This is a genomic window from Bosea sp. OAE506, from assembly GCF_040546595.1.
Lineage (GTDB): Bacteria > Pseudomonadota > Alphaproteobacteria > Rhizobiales > Beijerinckiaceae > Allobosea.
Map to the genome: position 1 here is coordinate 422,903 of NZ_JBEPOB010000001.1, position 23,632 is coordinate 446,534.

Sequence of the window (23,632 nt, forward strand, 5' to 3'; positions counted from 1 at the left end):
TTGCGAAATTGCTGCCGCTGCGTCCATGGGGCAGCGGAGACGCTGACGCCAATCTCGTTGCCGGCCAACTCGATAACGCCTGTGAACCGCGTTGGCACCGTGATCGTGACCCAGAAGGTCAGAACTCTGCCCAGCCGGCGTCGCTGGCGCGGCTATTGGCGACCTTCTTGGCCGGGGCCGGAGCCGGACCAGCGCCCTGCGGCTTCGAGGTCACAGACCGGGGCGCCGTGCGCGGGGCCTGCTCCTTGGCAAAAGCGCCCTCGGCAAGCTGGCGCAGACGAGCGGGCTCGTTCGAGGTCAGAGCGTGATCGCTGGAGGCTCCGTCGAGCCCCGTCCTGAATCCAGCGACGAGGTCGTTGAGCTGTCCGATGCGGTTGGAGAGCGAGCCGGCTGAAGCCGCGCTCTGCTCGGCCATCGCGGCGTTCTGCTGGGTCATGTCGTCGAGATGCGCAACAGCCTGGCTCATCTCGTCGATGCCGTTGGCCTGTTCGCCGGAAGCCGCCGAGATATCGGCGATGGTGGCGGCGACCTTCTTCGAGGCGGAGAGGATCTGGCTGAGTTGCTCGCCCACCTGCCGCACCAGCTTCACGCCCTCCCCGACCTCGCTGTTGGAGGACGAGATCAGCGCCGAGATGTCCTTCGCCGCCTCGCTCGAGCGCTGCGCCAGCGTCCGGACTTCCGAGGCTACGACCGCGAAGCCTTTTCCGGCGTCACCCGCCCGCGCAGCTTCCACCGCCGCGTTGAGTGCGAGCAGGTTGGTCTGGAAGGCGATGTCGTCGATCACCCGGATGATGTCGGAAATCTTCGTCGAGGCGTCCTCGATCCGAGCCATGGCGTCGACCGCCTGACCGGCGATGGCTCCGCCGGCCTGGGCGGCTTCCATCGCCTCCGTGGCGATCGCCGCCGCCTGGCGCGAGGCCTGGGCCGAGGCCTTGACCGAAGCGGCGAGCTCTTCCGTGGTCGCAGCGGTTTCTTCCAGCGAGGAAGCCTGCTGCTCAGTGCGCAGTGAAAGATCGTCGGCGCCGACAGCAATTTCCTTGGCCGCTGTGTCGATCCCTTGTGCCGCGAACGCGACTTGGCCGACGAGGCCGGCCAAGGTGGCGACCAACTCGTTTACGCTCTGGCATAGCGGGACGCTTTTGGGGTTGATATCGTGAAGAGCCACTCTTTGAGTGAGATCCTGGGCCCTGGCTGCTTCGATCACGACAGATACTGCAGCCAGAGCTTTCTCGATTTCATCGCTCGCTTGGCTTGCGGTGATGTCAGTAGCGAACTTTACGACTTTTACGGGCGAGCCCATGGCGTCTAAAATCGGGTTATAGCTCGCCTGGATGTAAAAGACCTTGCCGCCCTTGCCGATGCGGCGGTAGCGGCCGTCGTCATATTCGCCGCGGCGCAGCTTCTCCCAGAACCGCGTATAGGCGGCGCCGGATCGCTCGTTCTCCTCCAAGAAAATGCGATGGTGACTACCTACGATTTCCTCCAGCGTATAGCCGGTCACCGCGAGAAAATTGGCATTGGCGTGCAAAATGATGCCGTTGAGGTCGAACTCGATCACCGCCTGGGCTTTATCGAGAGCGGCGAGCCGGCTCTCCATGTTCGCGATCTCGGTCTTGTGGGCTGTGATGTCGGTGGCGAACTTCACAACCTTGGTCACCTTACCGGCAGCATTCACGACGGGCGTGTAGACCGCCTGCAGCCAGAGACGCCTCTCGCCTTTGCCGACCCGCAAGAACTGCGCCTCGATCGCCTCGCCCGCGGCAAGACGCGACCAGAAGCGCTGATAATCGGCGCTCGCGCGTTCGCCGGATTCGACAAACATCGCATGATGCTGCCCCTCGATTTCGGACAGCCTGTAGCCGACCGTCTGGAGGAACAGGTCGTTCGCCCACAGGATCTTGCCCGAGGGCTCGAATTCAATCACCGCGTGGGTCCTCCTAAGAGCGGCCGCCTCTGCGACAAGCCGACTCAAGCTCATAAGTCCGCGAATGGACATCGTAAGGCACACCCGTCTTCGTTAGGTACCGGCCGCCGCGCTATCTACCCTAGCGTTAGGCCGCAATGAACCGTAGGGTTGCGCTCCTTAACTGAAGGTAAATTTACCGCCTTATCTCGCGCATGACTTATAGGAGCCCCCCTTATGACGATTTCGCATGTCATTTCTATTGGTTGCAACCAGGCAGTTATACTATTTTTGGTGCAAGGTCGAACCTCAAGGCCAGCGGCCCCAACAGGGCTCAAAACAGGTAAACATGCTTGTCATTTCGTTCCATGGACAGTGCCGCGCAATCCTCGTGCGCCGCATTGACGCTCACCTTACGCGGCCGCGCCGGGGCTGCTCGTGAGAAATGTCTCTCGTCCTGCGTCTTCCAGCCTCTCAACTCCACCTGAAACCGTGCCACTGCGCAAAGTTATCGATCTCACGCTGGAGCGCCGGGCTTCAGTCTCGCGACGATCGGTGAGCACGCCCAAACTGACGGCCGAGCATGTTGAAGCCCTCCACCCGGTCGACTACCAGTTCGCTATCAAGAGCGACATGCATTACCTAGGCCGTCGACTCATTACCGCGTAGCCAGATTCTGACGCATGCGAGCTTGAGGCTTGCGAGGAAGTTCTCCGCGAGCTTGTCGTAGCGTGTGGCGATGCGGCGGAACTGTTTGATCTTGTTGAAGAAGCGCTCGATCAGATTCCTGTCCCTGTAGAGGTGGCGGCTGAAGCAGATCGGGTCCTTCCGATTGCTCTTGGGCGGGATGTTGGCCCAGGCTCCGCGTTCGCCGACGAGCGCGCGCAAGGCGTTGGCGTCGTAGCCCTTGTCGGCCAACAGCATCGCGCCCGGAGCGAGGTGGCCCGTCAGCTCTGCGGCGCTGGCGATGTCACTGGCCTGGCCCGCCGTCAGCTTGAGCTGAATCGGGCGCCCCTGTGCATCGACGAGGGCGTGGATCTTTGTGGTGAGACCGCCTCGCGAGCGACCGAGACAACGATCTCGACCCCCCTTTTTCCGGTCGCACCCTGTTGGTGGACCCGTACGACCGAGGTGTCGATCATCTGGACGTCGCCATCGTAAGCCTTTGTGATCGCGTCCATCAGCCGATCCCAGACGCCGGCTTTGCGCCAGCGGTTGAAGCGATTGTAGATCGTCGTCGGTGGCCCATAGCGGGCAGGAACATCCGCCCAGGGCGCTCCCGACCGAAGCACCCAGAAGATACCGTTCAGGACGCGCCGATCATCGACTCGCGGCACGCCGCGCGGCTTGTTGGGAAGATGCGGCTCGATCGCCGCCCATTCGAAATCGCTGAGTTCGTAGCGGCCCATCGCCAAGCTCCTCTCTCGGAGCTTGATGATGTGGACGCCCCCGCCCAACGGCGGCGCTATGGTGCCGATCCGGCTGCCCAACCAGCGAGAGGAGCGTGCGCAATGATGATCAAGACGATTGGCTGGACCTGGCGAAGAGCATCTTTCAAGCGCACGGCGTCGATGAGAGAGGAGCGACGGTGCTGGTGAAGAAGCTGCATCGCAAGCAGATGCTGCCGTTCTTCTCGAAGCTTCCGCCGTGCTTGATCGGCGTGGAAGCGTGCGGAACGGCCCATCACTGGGCCTGGCCTGCTGCCGGTTTCGTGGACGCGCAGTTAAGCTAGTCCCACCTTCTTTTCGAACTCGGCCGGGCTGAGATAGCCGATGGTCGAGTGCCGGCGGATCGTGTTGTAGAACCTCTCGACGTAGTCGAACACATCTGCCCTGGCCGCGTCGCGCGTGCGGTAGACCTTGCCCCTGATCCGCTCGGTTTTCAGCGAGGAGAAGAAGCTCTCCATCGCGGCGTTGTCCCAGACGTTGCCGGACCGGCTCATCGAGCAGGTGACCCCGTTCTCGGCCAGCAGTTCCTGGAAGTGCTGGCTGGTGTATTGGCTGCCCTGATCCGAGTGGTGCAGCAGGGCGTCGGGCTTGCCACGGCGCCAGATCGCCATGATGAGCGCGTCGGTCACGAGCGCGGCCGTCATTTCGGCCTTCATCGACCAGCCGACGACGCGCCGCGAGAACAGGTCGATCACGGCAGCGACATAGAGCCAGCCCTCGGCCGTCGGGACATAGGTGAAGTCGGCGATCCAACGCTGGTTCGGCCGCGTCGCCGTGAACTGACGATCGAGAACATTTGGCGCGATGGCCGAGATCGGCCGCTCGCCGCAATCTTTCGGAAGGCCTCGCCGGCGGGGACGTGCCCGCAAGGCCTGAGCGCGCATCAGTCGTTCGATCTTGTGCAGACCGCAGGAGACGCCCTCCGCCAGGACATCGCGCCAGACGCGACGAGCGCCATAGGTTCGGTCGCTGGCCTTGAAGCTCGCATGGACCTTGGCGCCAACCACCTCGTCGTCCACGGAGCGCCGGCTCGGCGAGCGCGTCAGCCAGGCATGGAACCCGGAGCGGGAGACATCCAGCGCGTCGCAAAGCCATGCCACCGGCCAGATCGAACGGTGCCTCGCGATGAAAGCAAACCTCATATCGCTTCCCTCGCGAAGTAGGCCGCGGCCTTTTTTAGGATGTCGCGCTCCGCCTTGAGCTTGGTCACCTCACGCCGCAGCCGCTCGATCTCGAGCTGCTCGGGCTTCAACTGACCAGGTCCGGGAAAGGCCTGCGCCGGATCGGCGGCAAACTCCTTCACCCATTTGCGCAGCACATTCTCATGGACATCCAAGTCCCGAGCCGCCTGCGCGACGCTCACACCGCGATCCCTGATCAGGCGAACCGCCTCGATCTTGAACTCACGCCCAAATCGTCTTCGCTGCATCTGCCACCTCCGGCTTCATGAAACACCCAATCTCGGTGTCCACGAAACCGGCAGCACGCCACCCCGTTAATTTCCTGCCGTCACACTATCCGCCTCAAAAGGCGCACGCCAGGCTAGGGATCGATGATGTCGATTACCTAACGTTAAATTTTGCGTGCGCCTGTTGTTTACGTTGGCAATTGCCTTCGTCCGAGACCTCTCCATGGCTGATATAAACGACCTGCAGCAGCGCCTGCATTTCATGCAGTTGGACGCCAGCGCCTGCAAGCGGATAGCGGACGCGCAGTCGATCATTTGCGCGTCGCTTCCCGCAGCCCTTGATGCGTTTTACAGCCAGATGAGGCGGGTGCCTGAGACGGCGAGCTTCTTCAGCAGCGACCAGCAAATGGACGGCGCCAAGAACCGCCAGAACCTGCACTGGCAGCGGATCGCGAAAGGACATTTTGACGCGGATTATGTCAGCGCCGTCACCAAAGTGGGAACCATCCATGCTCGGATTGGGCTCTCTCCACAGTGGTATATAGGCGGTTACGCTTTGATCCTGGAGAAATTGCTAGGAGACATCGTAAAGGCACGCTGGCCCAAAGGGATATTCAGCGGCCGGGCCGGGAATGCCGAAGATCACGCAGCCGAGATCGGGGCAGTCGTGAAAGCGGCGTTGCTCGACATGGACTACGCCATCTCGGTCTACCTCGAGGCATCTGAAGCGGCGCGCCTCAAGGCAGAGGCCGAGGCCAAGGCCGTTGAGGCCGAATTGGCTTTTGAACGAGACAAGGCCGTTGGCTACGTGACTGAAGCCATGGTGGCCCTGTCGAACAACGACCTGACGTACCGGATGTCGGAAGACATGCCCCGCGAGTACCGATCGATCGCCGAGCATTTCAACGAGGCGATGGAAAAGCTGAGTGCGATGGTTTCAACCATCAAGGCCACTTCAGCCAGTATCGCGGCCGCTTCAAACGAGATCCAGAGCGGGGCTGGAGATCTGTCGTCACGGACTGAGCAGCAGGCATCCGCCCTCGAGGAAACCGCTGCCACCACCGAACAACTGGCAGCATCCGTCAAAACGTCTGCGCAAGCCTCCCGCCAGTCGGTGGATCTTGCCAGCGAGGCCGCAACCGTAGCCCAGCGCGGGGGCTCCATCGTAGCAACCGCGATATGTGCCATGGAGCGGATCGAGGAGGCCTCCAAACAGATTTCCGACATAACGACCGTAATCGACGGGATTGCTTTCCAGACCAACCTGCTGGCTCTGAACGCGGCTGTCGAGGCTGCGCGGGCCGGAGATGCCGGCCGCGGATTTGCCGTGGTGGCAGCCGAAGTGCGGGCTCTGGCCCAGCGATCGGCCGACGCTGCGAAGGACATCACTGGGCTGATCGCCTCCTCAGACATTCAGGTCACCGAAGGCGTAAAGTTGGTCCGGTTGGCCGGCGATTCCTTGCAGGAGATCGTCGATGCGTCGGGGAAGGTGTCAGCGCGCGTCAATGAGATCTCCGCTGCCTCAGCAGAGCAGGCGAACGGCATCGACGAGATGAGTCAGACCGTCAGCCATATGGACGAGATCACCCAGCAGAACGCAGCTTTGGCCGAGCAAAGCGCCGCGTCTGCAAAGGCGTTGGGAGATCAAATCTTGACGCTTAATGAGCTGATCGCTCGATTTAAGACCAAAATTCAGTCTTCGTCAGGCTCTTCCTCCCGTGATTTTGCGGAGCATGCAGGCCGCATTGTCCCTTTGCATACTCAAACTTCCCGGCCGAGGCCGCGGGCGGTAGTTTCTGCCTCGGGGTGGGATGAATACTAGAGCTGACTGGGACGTCATTTTGCCCCGACGTTTCCAAGCTCATCCCTACCGGATTGTTAACCCAATCGTGCTCAAGCGCTCGGCTCAAACCCGTCCAGAGCCGTCCCAGGAGTCCATGGCGTCATGACGCAGGTGGCTGATATTGAGAGGCTGCGCGCATTGCAGCGCACCGGCCTCCTGGATAGCGCCCGGGATCCAGCGTTCGATAATTTGACACGGCTTGCCAAGGATATGCTCGGTGTGCCGGTGGCGCTGATCTCGCTGGTGGACGCCGACCGCCAGTGGTTCAAGAGCGCGGAGGGGTTGCCGGAACCATGGGCAAGCCGCAGGGAAACGCCGCTCAGTCACTCGTTCTGCAAGCATGTGGTCGAAAGCGGCAAGCCATTCACTGTCGAGGAGGCTGTGAGCCACCCTCTTGTGAAAGACAATATGGCAATTCCCGATATCGGCGTTCAAGCTTACCTTGGGATGCCCCTGGTGCTGCCGGGAGGGGTAGTCATAGGGTCACTCTGTGCAATCGACTCAAAGCCGCGCCAATGGACTGAGGACGATCACACCTTGCTGCGCGAGCTGGCCCGCTGCGTAATGGCCGAGGTGGTTATCCGGGATCGATCGAATGACGCCAGGACGATTCAAGGTTGGTTGATCGGTTGGAGCAGGCCTCTAGCCGCCCTGCTTTCAGTTGTGGCTTTCGCGGTGTGCGCCGCACGCGTACAGATGGAACCGCTGACCTGGTTTGCGGCCTTCTTGGCCGGGACGGGGGTTATGCTAAGCTATCAGCCGAGACGATTTCCGGTTAGCACTGTAACAGGTTTGACGATCGCAACTGTCGTTGCATCCTCCATCATGATGCTGGCAGCGGCGTTACCTTCTCCATTGTTGCCGATCCTGCTGCCATCCATGGTAACCTTCACGGTGCTATGGCTTATTCTGTGGCTCAATTTAGCGGTTCTTGTCGGTGGAGCCGCTTTGGCGATCATCGCATCAACATTTGCGCCGGGGGTCGAGGTCGATCACCTTCCAGACCTGTTCGTCACAATGATCCCGGTGCTTGCTCTCGCCAGCTTCCTAGCTCATCTCCTCGAAAAAGCTCTTCGTGCTCACGAGGCAACCGCAGACGCCGCCGCTTCCTCACGCCTGGCCATCGAAACCCTCACAATGCGCGAGGTAAGCAGCCGCGCTGGGCAGGAGCGACGGCGTGTCATGCTAGAGCAATCCGTCGACCAGCTTCGCTTGTCGATTGGAGAAATCGTGGCCGGCCTCGAACAACGAAACGCCCAGGTGCAGGAGGCAGCTGAGCATGTGGCAGCTCTAACCCGATCGGCAAGCTCCAATGTAGCTGTGGCATCCGAAAACACGACAAACTCCGTGTCCAAAATGCGAACGATCGCGCGCGCCGCAGATGATCTGTTCCGTTCGGTTCAGGACGTTGGAACCTGCTCTGATCATTCCGTTAGCATCACGGAGAAACTGGCTCAGGAGTTTCAACGAGCACGATCGACGGTCGAGAGCCTGGCCCATCGTACCAATGCCGTTACGGCGGTTGTTGACATTATCGGCGACCTGACACGGCAGACCAACCTGCTGGCGCTCAATGCAACCATTGAAGCCGCTCGCGCGGGGCACTCAGGAAAGGGATTTGCAGTTGTAGCCTCTGAAGTGAAGTCACTAGCCACGCAAACGGCGACGGCAGCAGACACAATCGGGCGCCAGATCGCGGACGTTCAGAGCAGCGTGAGTCAGGTCGTTTCCATGATCGCGGCTGTGGCAGACCGGATGACTGGGGTCGCTCGCGACAGCGAGGCCGTCACTAAAGCTGTCTCAGAACAAATCGCCGCAACGTCGGTTATCCACCGCAGCATCAATGAGATGGAAGCGCTCAACCTCCGGACTGCTCACGATATGGCTGCCATAGCAGATGCATCCGGCCAGGTGCTGGAAGGCACAGCCCGTATAGCTGAAACAACTAATGAGTTGATCGGTCAGAACAGGCGGATTACTGCTAGATTGGACACTTTCGCAGCAGCTGCTGTATCGAGCACTTACAGCCCAATCTGAATATGTGATGCGCCCATGTGCCAATCCCGCCTCGGCTAAGAGGGAAAGCGCAAAGGCGGTACGGGCCTGATGCGGAGTGCAGGAATTATAGAGCTGGCTCGGTTTGCCTGAATAGTTTGTGGGGTGTCGCTAAGTGGATTTCGGCCCTGGTTATGCCGCAACCGGGATTGGCTGCGGCGGGTTGAAGTAGGCGTGATCGAGCGTCTGCCGTCCCAGGCTCTGGTGAGGTCTACGGCCGTTGTAGAAGGCGAGATATCGGCCGATCGAGGCGCGCGCGTCGGACACGCTGGCGTAGGCGCGCAGGTAGACCTCCTCGTATTTGACCGATTTTCAGATGCGCTCGACGTAGACATTGTCGCGCCAGGCGCCCTTGCCATCCATGCTGATCCTGATGCCCGCGCCGATCAACAAGGTGGTGAACTCGCGGCTGGTTGAACCGCCCCGGGTTTGTCGGAGGCCCCAACTCCTGAGAGGATGGGGCTATGACGAGCAGGACGACGAACAAGTTCTCGCCTGAGGTGCGCGCCCGCGCGGTGCGGATGGTGCTGGATCACGAGGCCGAGCATCCTTCGCGCTGGGCGGCGATCATGTCGATCGCCGGCAAGATCGGCTGCACGGCGCAGACGCTGAACGAGTGGGTGAAGAAGGCTGAGGTCGACAGCGGCCGCAAGCCTGGGCTGACGGCGGACATGGCGGCCAAGCTCAAGGCTCTCGAACGCGAGAACCGCGAGTTGCGGCAGGCGAACGAGATCCTGCGTAAGGCGTCGGCGTATTTTGCCCAGGCGGAGCTCGACCGCCGACACCGGTCATGATCGGCTTTATCGACGATCACCGCGGGGCCTATGGGGTCGAGCCGATCTGCAAGGTCCTGCCGATCGCCCCGTCAACCTACCATGAGCATGTCGCCAAGCGGATCGATCCGGGGAAGCAGACGGCTCGGGCGAAGCGGGACCTTGAGCTGAAGCCTCAGATCCAGCGCGTGTTCGGCGAGAACTTCGAAGTCTATGGCGCGCGCAAGGTCTGGCGACAGATGTTGCGCGAGGGGTTCGACGTGGCCCGCTGCACGGTCGAGCGCCTGATGACCGACCTTGGTCTGCAAGGTGTCATTCGCGGCAAGCCGATCCGCACGACTGTCCAGGACAAGGCCGCGCCATGCCCGCTGGATCATGTCAACCGGGGTGTTCCACGCGCCGGCGCCCAACATGCTGTGGGTCTCGGGCTTTACCTACGTCTCGACCTGGTCGGCTTCGTCTACGTTGCCTTCGTCATCGACGCTTATGCGCGGCGGATCGTCGGGTGGCGGGTGAGCCGGACGGCTCATGCCAGATTCGTGCTCGATGCGCTGGAGCAGGCTCTTCACGAACGTCGTCCCGTTCATCGAGGCGGCCTGGTGCACCACAGCGACCGTGGCTCCCAGTACGTGAGCATCCGCTATACCGAGCGCCTGGCCGAAGCGGGCGTCGAGCCCTCCGTCGGCAGTGTTGGCGATAGCTATGACAACGCCCTCGCCGAGACGATCAACGGGCTCTACAAAGCCGAGCTGATCCATCGGCGCGGGCCGTGGCGATCCTTCGAAGCCGTGGAGTTCGCGACGCTGACCTGGGTCGACTGGTTCAACAATCGCCGGCTGCTGGAGCCCATAGGCAACATTCCGCCGACCGAAGCCGAGGAACGCTATTACGCGATGCTGGACAAACCAGCCATCGCCGCATGACTCAAACCAAACGGCCTCCGGCGAACCCGGGGCGGTTTAGGTGAACTGCGAGCCCTGGTCCGTGTTGAAGATCTCGGGCTTGCCGAAGTGCGCCATCACCTCCTCGATGGTCTCGATGCAGAAGGCGACGTCCATCGTGATCGAGAGCCGCCAGGCCAGAACCTTGCGGCTGAACCAGTCGACGACGGCCGTCAGGTAGTCGAAGCCCCGGGCCATCGGGATGTAGGTGATGTCCATCGCCCAGACCTAATTGGGCCGCGTCACCGACAGCTTGCGCAGCAGGTAGGGGAAGATCTTGTGCCCCGGCGCCGGCTTCGAGGTACTCGGTCGGTGATAGCGCCTCGATGCCCATGCGCTTCATCAGCGTGGCGACGTGAAGACGCCCAGCCCTATGGCCATCGGCCCCGAGAAGCCCCTGCAGCATACGGCTGCCGGCGAAAGGGTACTCCAAGTGTAGCGCGTCGATCGCTTGCATCAGCGCAAGATCGGCGGCACGAGCAGCGCGGGGCAGATAGTAGACGCTGCCCCGGCTGATCCCGAGCATCTTCGCCTGCCGGATTAGTGGCAGATCATGTGCGCGGTCGATCATCGCTTTGCGCTCAGAAGGCCGGCCTTGCCGGGCGCGCCGGACATAAAGTCATTCTCCATCGCCAGCTCCCCGATCTTCGCATGCAGTGTCTCCACGTCGATAGCTGGTGCGGTGGTCTCGGACTTGGCTTCGGAGCCAAAGACGCCGGCAGTCCCTTCAAGAAGCTCGCTACGCCACTGCGTAATCTGGTTCGGGCGGACGTCGAACTGCTGCGCCATATCCGCCAGCGTCTTCTCGCCCTTGATCGCCGCCAACGCGACCTTCGCCTTGAAAGCCGGACTGTGGTTCCGGCCGAGTCTCATGATATCCGCTCCTGTTCACGGCAATCATGCCGCGTTCAGGCCGAAAATCCACTTGCGCACGCCGTTCAATTTTCCTGAGCCAGCTCTTTATAGCGGTATCTCAAAGAGATAAGTGTTCTTAGTTTTATCCTGAATGGCGCGCCATTTCCTCCCGTCTTCTTAGATTCGCCCTTCCTCGGCCCTGCTCAGCGGGCGGGTCTCATGCGGCGCGTTCCAGCGACAGAGGCGTGGCGCCGTCCATTCGGCCGATCGCTGCCAGCAAGGGGGCGAGTTCGTTGGCCGACATCTGCTCGAAGGGCAGGTTGACGAGGGCTGTGACGCGCGCCGTCAGGTGGCGGTAGCTCTGCAGGAAGGCCGCCCGCTGGGCCGCGGCCGGGCCGCCAGCGGCGGCCGGATCGTCGAGCCCCCAATGCACCTGCAGCGGCGCCCCCGGAAAGATCGGGCATGGACCTTCGGCCGCGCCGTCGCAGACGGTGACGACGAGGTCGAGCGGCAAGGTCTGGGGCCCCAGGAACGCGTCCCATGATTTCGAGTACATCGCGGTGACGTCGTAGCCGAGTTCCTGCAACAGCCCCAGCGCGGCCGGGTGAGGCGCCTCCTGCGGGCGGCTGCCGGCGGAGAAGGCCTCGATCCGTCCGAGGCCCTCCCGGTTCAGGACCGCTTCGGCCATGACGGAGCGCGCCGAGTTGCCCGTGCAGACGACGAGCACGCGCCAAGGGCGCTGGCTGTCGACCCGGTCCCGCCGTGCCGGAATCGCTGCCGCCCCGGACGGGTCTCGCGTGCCGCAGGCATCCGTCAGGAAGGCGAGCAGCGCCTCGGCCCGACCGGCCTGGGCGGCAAAGATGATGTGGCGCCCCTCGCGCCGGGAGGCCAGCAGCCCGACCTGCTCCAGCGCCGCGAGATGGGACGACAAGGTGTTGTGCGCGACGGCGAGCAGACGGCCGATGTCGCCCGCGGCCAGCCCATGCGGGCGGTAGCGCATCAGGAGCCGGACGATCTCCAACCGCGTCGGCTGCGCCAGCGCGCCGAGCAGCGCGACCGCCTCCGTCGATTCCAGCCTGTCCGTCTGCGCTGGCCTCACCCGGCATCGTCCTTGTGCGATGGAGCAGGCGCCGTTCCTGCCGGTCATCCCGGCATGGCAGCGTCCGCTCTGAATCTGACCGCCAGAACCATCAAGCGGAAATATGTCGACGTCAACCGACATATTGACATATTCCTGTTATCCACGCGATGCACCGTCCGGGCGAGAGATGGGGAGCGGGATCATGCGGGTCGGCATCAACGGCATGGGACGAATCGGGCGGCTGGCGCTGCGGGCGGCCCTAGGCGCAGCCGACCGGCAGGGCGACGATCCGCGCGCCGGCAACCGGCTCGACATCGTCCATCTCAACGAGATCAAGGGCGGCGCCGCCGTGACCGCCCATCTGCTCGAATTCGACAGCATGCAGGGGCGCTGGCGCGGCAGCATCGCGAGCGCAGGCGACGATGCCATCACGATCGGCGAGCGCAGCTTAAGCTTCTCGGCGGCGGGCGAGCCTGGCGAGATTCCCTGGGGCGATCTCGGCGTCGATGTGGTGCTCGAATGCACGGGCAAGTTCCTGACGCCCGCGACGCTGGAGGGGCATCTCAAGCGCGGTGCCAAGCGCGTCATCGTCGCCGCCCCCGTGAAGGACGCGTCCGTCCTCAACGTCGTCGTCGGCGTCAACGAATATCTCTACGACCCGGCGCGCCACCCGATCGTCACCGCCGCTTCGTGCACGACGAACTGCCTCGCCCCGTTGGTGAAGGTCGTGCACGAGAACCTGCGCATCCGGCACGGGCAGATCACCACGATCCATGACCCGACCAACACCAATGTCGTGGTCGATGCGCCCCACAAGGATCTGCGCCGCGCCCGCTCGGCCATGCTCTCGCTGCAACCGACGACGACCGGCAGCGCCACGGCGATCGCGCTGATCTATCCCGAGCTGAAGGGCAAGCTCGACGGCCACGCCGTGCGCGCGCCCGTCCTCAACGCCTCGCTGACCGACTGCGTCTTCGAGCTCGAGCGGCCGACGACCGCCGCCGAGGTCAACGCCCTGTTCGAGGCGGCGGCGCGCGGACCGCTCGCCGGCATCCTCGGCTTCGAGCCGAGGCCGCTGGTCTCGATCGATTATCAGCGCGATACGCGCTCGGCCATCGTAGACGGGCTCTCGACGCTGGTCACCGACGGCACGATGCTGAAGGTCTATGCCTGGTACGACAACGAGATGGGCTATGCCTGCCGCATGGTCGATCTCGCCTGCCATCTCGAACAGGTCGGGATCTGATCGGGTGACGGCAGGAGCCCGCCACTACGCCATCGTCACCGCCGCGTATTGGGGCTTCACCCTGACCGACGGCGCGCTGCGCATGCTCGTGCTGCTGCACTTCTTCCGGCTCGGCTATTCGCCCTTCACGCTCGCCTTCCTGTTCCTGCTCTATGAGGCGGCCGGCATCGCCGCCAATCTGATCGGGGGCTGGCTCGCCGCCCGATACGGCATCACCCGCATGCTCGCGATCGGGCTGACCACGCAAATCACGGGCTTCCTGCTGCTGTCAGGGCTGTCGCCGGACTGGACGGCCGCGGCCTCCGTCGCCTGGGTGGTGATGGCGCAAGGGGTCTGCGGCGTCGCGAAGGACCTGACCAAGACGGCCTCGAAATCGGCGATCAAAATCGCCGAGGCCGCCGCCCGCACCGAAGATGCGCAGGGCCGGCTGTTCCGCTGGGTCGCGTGGTTCACCGGCTCCAAGAACGCGATGAAGGGCGTCGGCTTCTTCCTCGGCGGGCTCCTGCTGGAGTCGCTGGGCTTCCGCGGCGCGCTCTGGGCGATGGCGGCGATGCTGGCTGTGATCCTGCTGGGCGTCCCGACCTCCCTGCCGGCGATGATGGGCAAGGCCAAGGCGAGCAAATCCGCCCGCGAACTCTTCGCCAAGAACCGCGCCGTCAACCTGCTCGCGCTGGCGCGCGTCGCGCTGTTCGGGGCTCGCGATATCTGGTTCGTCGTCGGCGTGCCGGTGTTTCTCTACGCCTCGGGCTGGACCTTCACGATGGTCGGCACCTTCCTGGCGGTCTGGACGATCGGCTACGGCCTCGTCCAGGCGGCGGCGCCGGCGTTCATCGCCCGCAGCCCCGACGGGCTGTCGTCGGAGGTGCCGGCGGCGCGGCTCTGGTCGGCGGCGCTGGCGGCGATCCCCTTTGCGCTCGCCGTGTTGCTGGCGAGCGGAGTGGGCTTTCGCCCCGATCTCGTGCTGGTCGCGGGGCTGGGTCTGTTCGGCTTCGCCTTCGCGGTCAACTCCTCGCTCCACTCCTATCTGATCCTGGCCTATGCCGGCTCGGAGAAATCGGCCGAGGATGTCGGCTTCTACTATGCCGCCAACGCGCTCGGGCGCTTCCTCGGGACCCTGCTCTCGGGCCTGCTCTACCAGTGGGGCGGCCTCCAGGCCTGCCTCGTGGGCTCCGGCCTGATGCTGGTCCTGTGCTGTGCCGCCACTCTGGTACTGCCGACGCAGGCGACATCGCCGCAGCGGGGGTGACCACGCCGCTCAAGAGCGCTTCGCGACCCGCCGCTCCGGGGCGGGAGGGGACGCAAGGGCAGTTTTTATAGTTCCTTACGGAACCAGTTTGAAACAGTTTGGTAACCTGAATCGCCAAGGGTCCCGCTCCTGAGACGCAAGGGGCGAAAGGCCTGTCATGAATTTCTTCAATAAAAGCTCGACCCAGTCCCGGGCCGAAGCCTCCTCGATCCGGCGCTGGCAAGCGGTGATTGAATTCGATCTCGATGGAAACATCCTGGAAGCGAACGATCTGTTTCTGAAGACTGTCGGCTATGATCGCTCAGAGGTCGTCGGCAAGCATCATTCCATTTTTGTACCCCTCGAAGAGCGTTCGTCGAAGACTTACCAGGGTTTCTGGCGCGATCTCCGCAATGGCAAGGCCTTCCAGGCGGAATTCGCCCGCGTGACCAAGACCGGCGCCCGGATCTGGCTGCAGGCGACCTATACCCCCATCTGCGGAACCGATGGCAGCAAGCCCTTCAAGGTGATCAAATACGCCACCGACATCACGGCCATGAAGGCGGTGGTGTCGAACGCCGAAGGCGAGCTCGCGGCGATCCGCAAGGCGCAAGCCGTGATCGAGTTCGACCTCGACGGCACCATCCTTGACGCCAACGAGAACTTCCTGAAAGCGCTCGGCTATACGCTTGGCGAGATCCAGGGCCGCCCTCACGCCATGTTCCTCGATCAGGCGGAGCGCAACAGCGAGGGCTATCGCCGGTTCTGGGCCAAGCTCGCCCGCGGCGAGCACGATGAGAACCAGTATCTGCGGATCGGCAAGGGCGGGCGCCAGGTCTGGATCCAGGCGAGCTACAACCCGATCCTCGATCCCTTCGGCAAACCCTACAAGGTCGTGAAATACGCCAGCGATATCACCGCGTCGAAGCGGACCGCGGAGGCGCTGGCGGGCGCCGTCGCTGAGACCGGCGCGGTGATTGCCGCGACACAGGGCAACGACCTGACGCAGCGCGTGCCCCTGGAGGGCAAGAGCGGCTCGATCTTCGAGCTGTGCGGCGGCATCAACAAGCTGCTCGACAGCTTCACCAACGTCATCCATAGCGTCGGCGCGATCTCGGCGCGGATCACTACCGGCTCGCGTCGCATCGGGACCGACAGCCAGGATCTCGCCCAGCGCACCGAGGAGCAGGCCGCCTCGCTCGAGGAGACGGCGGCGACCACCGAACAACTCGCGGCTTCGGTGAAGCAGAGCTTCGAGCGTGCCACGGAGGCCGCTGGTCTCGGTGCCGCCGCCAACGACATCGCCCATCGCGGCGGCTCGATCGTCAACGAGGCCGTCATCGCGATGGAGCGCATCGAGAAGGCGTCCGGAGACATTGGCGACATCATCCGTGTCATCGACGACATCGCCTTCCAGACCAATCTTCTCGCCCTCAATGCGGCGGTGGAGGCGGCCCGCGCGGGCGATGCCGGCAAGGGCTTCGCGGTCGTCGCCTCCGAGGTGCGCACCCTCGCCCAGCGTTCGGGCGAGGCCGCCAAGGACATCTCCGGGCTCATCCTGAACTCGACGACCCAGGTCGCCAGCGGCGTCAAGCTGGTGAAGCAGGCGGGCTCAGCCCTAGCCGAGATCGTCGATTCCTCGATCAGCGTCTCCGCCTCGCTCGACGAGATCAAGAGCGCCTCGCGCGAGCAGGCCAGCGGCATCGAGGAGGTGGCCCGGGTCGTGGCGCATATGGACGAGATGACCCAGCGCAATTCCTCGGTCGCCGACCAGAGCGCGCAGGTGGCGGCGGAGTTGCAGCAGGCCACCGAGGCGCTGCAGGCCCTGGTCGAGACCTTCCGGATCCGGAGCGAGCGACCGGGCGCGTCGCTCCTGACGAGGCAGGCAACGCGGGCCGCCTGACCCTCCGCGCCGGGGCTTCCAACCCGATCCGTCCCGCCTGGCGCCTCGCGGCCGCCCTGCGGGACGGGCTGTTTTTGGGGGGAGCCTTCGCCGCAATGGGGGCGGGCGCCGCCAGCGGCATGCTCAAATTCCGTTCATCGGACCAAAATTGTATCCATTTTGGTGGTGAGCGAGATTGCACACTAGGTGCCGCCGCACGCCCGCTTTCGCACGCTACAAACCCCGCGCGATCGTCATGCGGTCGGCTACGACGCAGCCAAATCGGCGTAGAAGCCGCCGATCCCCAGGCGAATTGAACAGCCAGTCGCCATTCGATGGATGCAATCGCACGGGAGAGGCTCCGAGAAGGCGCGTAAATGGCCAGTTTTCCTGGATCGCACACCGCCTGACCCGGCTGTATTGCATACAATCTTCCAGGATTGGCACGGGCATTGCAGAGGCTTTGGCAGCTTTGTCGCGCAGCGCTGTCAGCGCCCATCCCGGAGGTCACCATGCGGTTCCCGGTTTCGATGCCAAGCTCCAGGCCCCGCCTCCACCATTGTCTCCGGGCAGCCATCGGGGGCGTCGCCCTCGGGATGGCTGCGCTGACGGGATCGTCCGGGCCGGCGCTCGCCCAGGAGAAGGTCCTGCGCGTCGCGATGACCGCCGGCGACATTCCCGACTGGACGGGCCATCCCGATCAAGGCGCAGAGGGCCAGCGCTTCGTCGGCTTCTCGCTCTATGACAGCTTCCTGAACTGGGACCTGACGCGCTCGGACCGCGAGGCGGTGCCGACGGCGGGGCTCGCCTCAAAATGGTATCCCGATCCCACCAACACCAAGCGCTGGATCTTCGAGCTACGGCGCGACGTGAAGTTCCATGATGGCTGCCCGTGGAACGCCGAGGCCGCGCTCTGGAACATCGCGCGCATCACCGACGACAAGGTGCCGCAGTTCAACCCCGTCCATTTCGCGCGCAACCGCTCGCGCACGGTCAACGTCGCCGGAGCGGTGAAGATCGACGACTACACCATCGCCGTCGACACCAAGGTTCCGGAATCGGTCTTCCCCTACAACATGGCCGTCTGGTTCGTGATCTCGAAATGCGCGCTCGAGAAGGCGGGCTACGACTACAAGGTCTATGCGCAGTCGCCGCAGGGCTCGGGCCCCTACAAGTTCGGCTCGGTCGTGCCGCGCGAGCGGCTCGAGCTGGTGCGCAACGCAGATTACTGGAACCCGGCCCGCACGCCCAAGCATGACCGGATGGTGCTGATCCCGATGCCGGAGGCGACGACGCGGGCAGCCGCGCTGCTCTCCGGCCAGGTCGACTTCATCGAGGCCCCCTCGCCCGACACGCTGCCGCGGCTGAAGGCGGCGGGCATGCGCGTGACGACGCTGACCTATCCGCACAACTGGCACTACCAGTTCAATTTCCAGCGCGGTGCCTTCAAGGACATCAAGGTCCGCCAGGCGGCCAACCATGCGATGGACCGCAAGGAGATGGTCGAGATGCTCGGCGGCATCGCCGAGGCGAGCGAGGCACTGTTCACCCCCTACCAGGCGATCTACGGCAAGCCGAAGACCTACCCCTACGACCCGAAAAAGGCGACGGCCCTGCTCAAGGAGGCCGGCTGCTATCCCTGCTCCATCACGGTGGGCATCTCGACCTCGGGCTCGGGACAGATGCAGCCCTTGCCGATGAACGAACTGGTCAAGGCACAGCTCGAGGCGGTCGGCTTCCGGGTCAAGTTCGAGGTGCTGGACTGGAACGCCCTGCTCGACCTGTTCTTCAAGGGCTGGGAGCGCGCGCCGACCTATGACGCGATCAACATCTCGCTCGGCTCGGTCGATCCCGTCTCCGGCATGATCAGCCATTTCTCGACCGCGAGGCGCGCGCCCGGCGGGCTGAACTGGGGCTGGTTCGACAACAAGGAGTTCGACGAACTCGCCGACAGGGCAATGAACACGTTCGAGCCTGAGAAGTCGCTCGCCATGTTCACCCGGCTGCACGAGATCGTCAGCGAGCAGGCCGGCCGGCTCTTCATCGTCCACGACCTGAACCCGCGGGCGATGTCGCCCAAGGTCAAGGGCTTCGTGCCGGCCCAGAGCTGGATGCAGGACTTCGTGACGATCAGCCTCGACTGAGCGTCACCGGCGCGGGGGCGGTTTCCTCCCCGGCCCGCCTCCGCGTCATCACCCCTTTGCTCGATCCCGCCGCCCGTCGGCGCCGTCAGGAGGCCCGTGCCATGTCCGCCCCGCTGCATTTCATGACCGTCGCTGAACTGGCCAAGGGGATCGCGGCCAGGACCGTCTCCCCGGTCGAGCTGACGAAGGCGCTGATCGCCCGCGTCGCCGCGCTCGACGGCATGACGCATGCCTTCATCGAAGTAACGGCGGAGCTCGCGCTGGCCCAGGCCAAGAAGGCCGAGGACGAGGTCATGGCCGGGATCAGCCGCGGGCCGCTGCATGGCGTGCCGGTCGGGCTGAAGGACATCATCGACCTCAAGGGCGTGCGCACCACCGCCCATTCGCGCCAGCTCATCGACAACTGGGCGACCGACGACGCCTTCGTCACCCAGAAGCTGAAGGCGGCGGGCGCCGTCATCCTCGGCAAGCTCGCGACGCATGAATTCGCGATGGGCGGGCCGTCATTCGACCTGCCGTTCCCGCCGGCGCGGAACCCGTGGAATCTCGCGCATTTTACCGGCGGGTCGTCGTCCGGCTCTGGCGCCGCAGTCGCAGCAGGCTTCGTGCCGGCGGCGCTAGGCACCGATACCGGCGGCTCGATCCGCCTGCCGGCCGCCTTCTGCGGCATCGTCGGGATGAAGCCGACCTACGGGCTGGTCTCGCGGCGCGGCGTGCTGCCGCTGTCGCAGAGCCTCGACCATATCGGCCCAATGACCTGGACGGTCGAGGACAACGCCCTGCTCATGAAGGTTCTAGCCGGCCATGACCGGCTCGACCCCGCCAGCGCCGACCGGCCCGATCCCATCTCCGAGGAACTGCTCGGCGCGGGCGTGAAGGGCCTTCGCGTCGGCTATCTGCCGTCGCTTGGGGCGCAGGCCGAGGCCACCGAGGAGGTGCAGGTCGCGGTCGCCGCCGTGGCTGCGACGCTCGCCGACCTCGGGGCTACGGTCGAGGAGGTGACGCTGCCGCCGCTGGCCGATTTCGCCGCCTGCGGGATGATGATCCTGCTCTCGGAAGCCTTCGCCATCCATGAGCGCAACATCCAGGCCAGGCCTGAGCTCTATGGCGAGATCCTGCGCGACCGGCTGCTGCTGGCCGGGCTGATCGACGCCAGCGACTATGTCCAGGCGTTGCGGATGCGGACGGAACTGGTCGCGGCGGTGGCGAAGACGATGGCGCGCTTCGACATCATCGTCTGTGCGGCGACCGCGACGCCCGCCCCCGTGATCACCGAAATCCCGAAGTTCGGCCTGTTCGCCAAGCCGCCGCTGACCTTCCCCTTCAACGTCACCGGCATGCCCTCGCTGACGATGTGCTGCGGCTTCTCGGCCTCGGGCCTGCCGCTCTCCGTGCAGATCGCCGGCCACGCCTTCGGCGAGGCGACGATCTATCGCGCCGCACAGGTCTATGAGGCCGCGACCGCCTGGCGGGGACGCCGGCCGACCTTCGAGGCCGCCACGCCGATGAGCCTCGCCGCCGAATAACCGCCGCCCACCCTTTCATCCGAGTCCCGGAGGCCCGCCATGACCGACACGCCCGCCACGCCGATACCGATCGAGGCCAAGCTCGCCGAATACGGCCTCCGGGTCGGCCCGGAGACGCTGGAGTCCCTGAAGAGCTCCGTCGCCGATCTCGAAGCCGCCGCCCGCAACATCCGGGTCAAGCGCAGCTACCTGCAGGAGCCGGTCCACGCGCTCCGGCTCTGGACCAAGTGAGGGCTGCCATGACCGCGCTGCACGATCTGACGATCGCCGAGGCCGCTCCACTGCTGAAGGCCAAGAAGCTTTCCCCGGTCGAACTGACCGCGTCCTATCTGTCCCGGATCGACGCCTTCGACGGGCAGCTCAACGCCTTCATCCGCGTGCTGCCCGAGCAGGCCATGGCGGCCGCACGCAAGGCCGAAGGCGAGATCATGAAGGGCGGCTACAAGGGCCCGCTGCATGGCGTGCCGATCGGGCTGAAGGACATCTACAACACCAAGGGCATCCCCACGACCGGCCATTCCGCCCTCTACAAGGACCATGTCCCGGAGGCGGATGCGACGACGACGCGGCTTCTGGCGGAGGCGGGCACCATCCTGCTCGGCAAGCTCTCGACCTGGGAGTTCGCGATCGGCGGCACCTCCTTCGACCTGCCCTGGCCGCCGGCGAAGAACCCCTGGAACCTCGCCCACGACCCGGCGGGCTCCTCCTCCGGCTCGGGCGCGGCGATCGCGGCCGGGCTCGCCATGGGCTCGATGGGCACCGACACCGGCGGCTCGATCCGCGGGCCGGCGGCCTGGTGCGGGATTTCGGGCCTGAAGCCGACCTATGGGCTGGTCAGCCGCCGGGGCATCCTGCCGCTCTCCTTCAGCCTCGACCATGGCGGGCCGATGTGCTGGACCAGCGAGGATTGCGCGCTGATGATGGAGGTGCTGGCGCAGCACGACCCGCTCGACCCCGGCAGCGCCGATGTCGCCAAGCCGGATTTCGCCGGCTCCGTGCAGAAGGACGTGAAGGGGCTGCGCATCGGCGTGGTCCGGCATTTCTTCGCGAGCTACGCCGAGATCGACCCCGAGATCAAGGCCGGCATCGAGGCGGCGCTGGTGACCTTCCAGGAGCTGGGCTGCGAGGTGATGGACGTCACGCTGTCGCCGCTCTCGGCCTATGGCGACGTCGCCGCCCTGATCTCTCGCTCGGAGGCCTTCGCCTTCCATGAGGAAACGCTGAAGGCGACGCCGGAGCTTTATGGCGAACTCGCCCGGCAGCGCATCATGATGGGCGCCTTCATCCGCGCCTGCGACTATGTCAACGCGCTGCGCGAGCGCGGCCGGCTGATCGCCGAGATCGCGACCGTCTTCGAGAGCGTCGACGTGCTGATCTGTCCGACCATGCCGGGCGTGGCACCGGAGCTCGGCGACCTCGGCAACATGATGTCGCGCTCCCGACCCTCCTTCACCCGCGTCTTTAACCTGACCGGCTCGCCGGCCCTGTCGGTTTGTTCGGGTTTCTCGGCGGCGGGGCTGCCCTTGAACATGCAGATCGTTGGGCGACCGTTCCAGGACGATCTCGTGCTGCGCGTCGGCAGCGCCTTCGAGAAGGCCACGGCCTTCCGTGACCTGCGCCCGGCGCAATGGGCGCAGCAGGCGCTCGCCGCCGAGTGACGCCCTGCATTTCCCCTCTCCCGGAGACGATCATGAGCGAGACCATCTCGACCGAAGCCTTCCAGGTGCTGCTCGACCGGTCCGGCATCAGCGTCAAGTCCGAGAACATGGACGAGATGCGCAGCGCCTATATGCTGCTGCAGGCGATGCGGGAGCGCGTGCGCAAGCCCCGCGGCTATGATGCCGAGCCGGCTCATATCTTCGCTCCGGCGGAGCGCTGATATGGTCAGCGACCCCACGCTGCTAACCATCCGCGAGGCCTCGACGCTGATCGCGGAGCGCAAGCTCTCGCCGGTCGAGCTGACCAAGGCCTGCATCGCGCGAACCGAAGCGCTCGACGCCACCTTGAGCACCTATGTCGCCTTCACGCCGGAGCTGGCGCTGGAAGCGGCCGAGGCGGCCGAAGTCGAGATCGGCACGAGCGGACCGCGCGGCCCGATGCACGGCATCCCGGTCGGGCTGAAGGACATCTACGACACGGCCGGCGTGGCGACGACGGCCCACTCCAACCTGCTGAAGAGCCGCGTGCCGACCGAGGATGCCTTCACCGTCGCGAAGCTGCGCGAGAGCGGCGCGGTCATCACCGGCAAGCTCGGTACCTTCGAATTCGCCATCGGCGGCCCCTCCTTCGACCTGTTCACGCCGCCCGCGCGCAACCCCTGGGACCCGGCCCGGACCACGGGCGGCTCCTCTTCGGGGTCGGGCGCGGCGGTCGCCTCCGGCATGGTGCTGGGCGCGACCGGCTCGGACACCGGCGGCTCGATCCGCAGCCCGTCCTCGCTGTGCGGGCTGGCCGGCATCAAGCCGACCTATGGGCTGCTCTCGCGAAGGGGCATCCTGCCGCTGTCGCAATCGCTCGACCATGCCGGGCCGATGTGCTGGACGGTCGAGGATGCAGCGTTGATGCTGCAGGCGATGGCGGGGCATGACCCGCTCGATCCGGCCTGCGCCGATGTGGCGGTGCCGGACTTCACCGAAAAGCTCGACGAGACGGTGAAGGGCAAGACTATCGGCGTGATCCGCCATTTCCACGAGACCGACCATCAGGCGGCGCCGCCCGTGCTGGCGGCGATCGAGCAGGCGATCGCGGTCTACAGATCGCTCGGCTGCGTCATCAAGGAGGTGACGCTGCCACCGCTGATGGACTTCGCCGCGGTGGGGCTGATCATCATGTCCTCGGAAGCCTTCACGATCCACGAGGCGGATCTGCGGGCGACGCCGGAGCTCTACGGCGAGATCGCGCGCGACCGGATCAGCATGGGCGGGCTTTTGACGGGCGCCGACTATGTCCAGGCGCTACGGCGCCGGCAGGAACTTTGCGCCGCCGTCGCCGAGGCGATGATCGGCGTCGACGTGCTGCTGACGGCGGGCTCGCCCTTCCCGGCGCAGCCGATCGACAAGGTGCCGAAATGGCTGATGTACCAGAAGCCCTCGATCACCATGCCCTTCAACGTCACCGGCCTGCCGGCGCTGGCGCTGTGCGCCGGCTACGAGCCCGGAACGGGCTTGCCCGTTGCCATGCAGCTCGTCGGGCAGCCCTTCGCCGAGACGACCGCGTTCCAGCTCGGCCACGCCTATGAGCAGGCGACCCAGTGGCGTGCGACCCGGCCGGCCCTGCTCGCCGCCTGATCCTTCGCCGGGCGG

Annotated in this window: 16 protein-coding genes, 4 pseudogenes and 1 other annotated feature; of the genes and pseudogenes, 14 read left to right on the forward strand and 6 right to left on the reverse strand. The window is 64.7% G+C overall.

Features of this window, described 5'->3' with window-relative positions:
• Positions 1 to 118 precede the first annotated feature (118 nt).
• A complete protein-coding gene (locus tag ABIE41_RS02135; protein WP_192643189.1) occupies positions 119 to 1,924 on the reverse strand; it encodes a methyl-accepting chemotaxis protein in 1,806 nt (601 codons plus the stop codon).
• A gap of 621 nt (positions 1,925 to 2,545) precedes the next feature.
• A protein-coding gene (locus tag ABIE41_RS02140) for an IS5 family transposase (protein ID WP_192643190.1) occupies positions 2,546 to 3,312 on the reverse strand; the annotation gives its coding sequence in 2 pieces (ribosomal slippage) (positions 2,546 to 3,000 and positions 3,000 to 3,312; 768 coding nt in all).
• Between the two features lie 122 nt (positions 3,313 to 3,434).
• On the opposite strand from ABIE41_RS02140, the pseudogene ABIE41_RS02145 reads away from it, so the two are divergent.
• A pseudogene (locus ABIE41_RS02145) lies at positions 3,435 to 3,649 on the forward strand (IS110 family transposase); the annotation flags it as partial.
• Here ABIE41_RS02145 and ABIE41_RS02150 read toward each other — a convergent pair.
• Positions 3,627 to 4,780, reverse strand: a protein-coding gene (locus tag ABIE41_RS02150; RefSeq protein WP_192643192.1) for an IS3 family transposase whose coding sequence is annotated in 2 segments (ribosomal slippage) — positions 3,627 to 4,531 and positions 4,531 to 4,780 — 1,155 coding nt in all. Because the reading frame shifts where the segments join, the coding sequence is not laid out codon by codon here. The pseudogene ABIE41_RS02145 and the gene ABIE41_RS02150 sit on opposite strands and share 23 nt — an antisense overlap.
• 202 nt (positions 4,781 to 4,982) lie before the next feature.
• Here ABIE41_RS02150 and ABIE41_RS02155 point away from each other — a divergent pair.
• A complete protein-coding gene (locus ABIE41_RS02155; RefSeq protein ID WP_192643193.1) occupies positions 4,983 to 6,581 on the forward strand; it encodes a methyl-accepting chemotaxis protein in 1,599 nt (532 codons plus the stop codon).
• A 123-nt stretch (positions 6,582 to 6,704) separates the two neighbouring features.
• On the forward strand, positions 6,705 to 8,639 hold the full coding sequence (locus tag ABIE41_RS02160; RefSeq protein ID WP_192643194.1) for a methyl-accepting chemotaxis protein: 1,935 nt from the start codon (positions 6,705 to 6,707) through the stop codon (positions 8,637 to 8,639).
• A 150-nt stretch (positions 8,640 to 8,789) separates the two neighbouring features.
• On the opposite strand, the pseudogene ABIE41_RS02165 reads toward ABIE41_RS02160, so the two are convergent.
• Positions 8,790 to 9,071, reverse strand: a pseudogene (locus ABIE41_RS02165) (integrase core domain-containing protein); the annotation flags it as partial.
• 50 nt (positions 9,072 to 9,121) lie between these two features.
• Between ABIE41_RS02165 and ABIE41_RS24245 the strand changes: the two are divergent.
• A pseudogene (locus ABIE41_RS24245) lies at positions 9,122 to 9,325 on the forward strand (transposase); the annotation flags it as partial.
• Positions 9,326 to 9,405: 80 nt separating this feature from the next.
• Positions 9,406 to 9,522: a sequence feature (AL1L pseudoknot), on the forward strand.
• Positions 9,448 to 10,353, forward strand: a complete 906-nt coding sequence (locus ABIE41_RS02175) for an IS3 family transposase (RefSeq protein ID WP_354191672.1) — start codon at positions 9,448 to 9,450, stop codon at positions 10,351 to 10,353. Its footprint overlaps the feature before it by 75 nt.
• A gap of 39 nt (positions 10,354 to 10,392) precedes the next feature.
• Here ABIE41_RS02175 and ABIE41_RS02180 read toward each other — a convergent pair.
• Positions 10,393 to 11,244, reverse strand: a pseudogene (locus ABIE41_RS02180) (IS3 family transposase); the annotation flags it as partial.
• Positions 11,245 to 11,443: 199 nt separating this feature from the next.
• On the reverse strand, positions 11,444 to 12,325 hold the full coding sequence (locus ABIE41_RS02185) for an arsenate reductase/protein-tyrosine-phosphatase family protein (protein WP_354191674.1): 882 nt from the start codon (positions 12,323 to 12,325) through the stop codon (positions 11,444 to 11,446).
• Between the two features lie 184 nt (positions 12,326 to 12,509).
• On the opposite strand from ABIE41_RS02185, the gene ABIE41_RS02190 reads away from it, so the two are divergent.
• The 9 genes from ABIE41_RS02190 (at position 12,510) to ABIE41_RS02230 (ending at position 23,617) form a co-directional block, all read left to right on the forward strand.
• Positions 12,510 to 13,553 carry an ArsJ-associated glyceraldehyde-3-phosphate dehydrogenase gene (locus tag ABIE41_RS02190; RefSeq protein ID WP_192643196.1) on the forward strand — a complete coding sequence of 348 codons (1,044 nt, stop codon included), beginning with the start codon at positions 12,510 to 12,512 and terminating at the stop codon, positions 13,551 to 13,553.
• 4 nt (positions 13,554 to 13,557) lie between these two features.
• A complete protein-coding gene (gene arsJ, locus ABIE41_RS02195; RefSeq protein WP_354191677.1) occupies positions 13,558 to 14,799 on the forward strand; it encodes an organoarsenical effux MFS transporter ArsJ in 1,242 nt (413 codons plus the stop codon).
• Positions 14,800 to 14,956: 157 nt separating this feature from the next.
• Positions 14,957 to 16,681, forward strand: a complete 1,725-nt coding sequence (locus ABIE41_RS02200; protein WP_192643198.1) for a methyl-accepting chemotaxis protein — start codon at positions 14,957 to 14,959, stop codon at positions 16,679 to 16,681.
• A gap of 575 nt (positions 16,682 to 17,256) precedes the next feature.
• Positions 17,257 to 18,804, forward strand: a complete 1,548-nt coding sequence (locus ABIE41_RS02205) for an ABC transporter substrate-binding protein (RefSeq protein ID WP_354191679.1) — start codon at positions 17,257 to 17,259, stop codon at positions 18,802 to 18,804.
• Between the two features lie 101 nt (positions 18,805 to 18,905).
• Positions 18,906 to 20,330, forward strand: coding sequence for an amidase (locus ABIE41_RS02210; protein ID WP_192643199.1), 1,425 nt, complete (start codon positions 18,906 to 18,908; stop codon positions 20,328 to 20,330).
• A 39-nt stretch (positions 20,331 to 20,369) separates the two neighbouring features.
• Positions 20,370 to 20,561 carry a hypothetical protein gene (locus ABIE41_RS02215; RefSeq protein WP_192643200.1) on the forward strand — a complete coding sequence of 64 codons (192 nt, stop codon included), beginning with the start codon at positions 20,370 to 20,372 and terminating at the stop codon, positions 20,559 to 20,561.
• Between the two features lie 8 nt (positions 20,562 to 20,569).
• The gene (locus tag ABIE41_RS02220) at positions 20,570 to 21,988 is read left to right on the forward strand and encodes an amidase (protein ID WP_192643201.1); all 1,419 of its coding nucleotides are present in this window, start codon (positions 20,570 to 20,572) and stop codon (positions 21,986 to 21,988) included.
• Positions 21,989 to 22,020: 32 nt separating this feature from the next.
• Positions 22,021 to 22,209, forward strand: a complete 189-nt coding sequence (locus ABIE41_RS02225; RefSeq protein ID WP_192643202.1) for a hypothetical protein — start codon at positions 22,021 to 22,023, stop codon at positions 22,207 to 22,209.
• Between the two features lies 1 nt (position 22,210).
• Complete coding sequence (locus ABIE41_RS02230) at positions 22,211 to 23,617, forward strand: amidase (protein ID WP_192643203.1); 1,407 nt, start codon at positions 22,211 to 22,213, stop codon at positions 23,615 to 23,617.
• Positions 23,618 to 23,632: the final 15 nt, after the last annotated feature.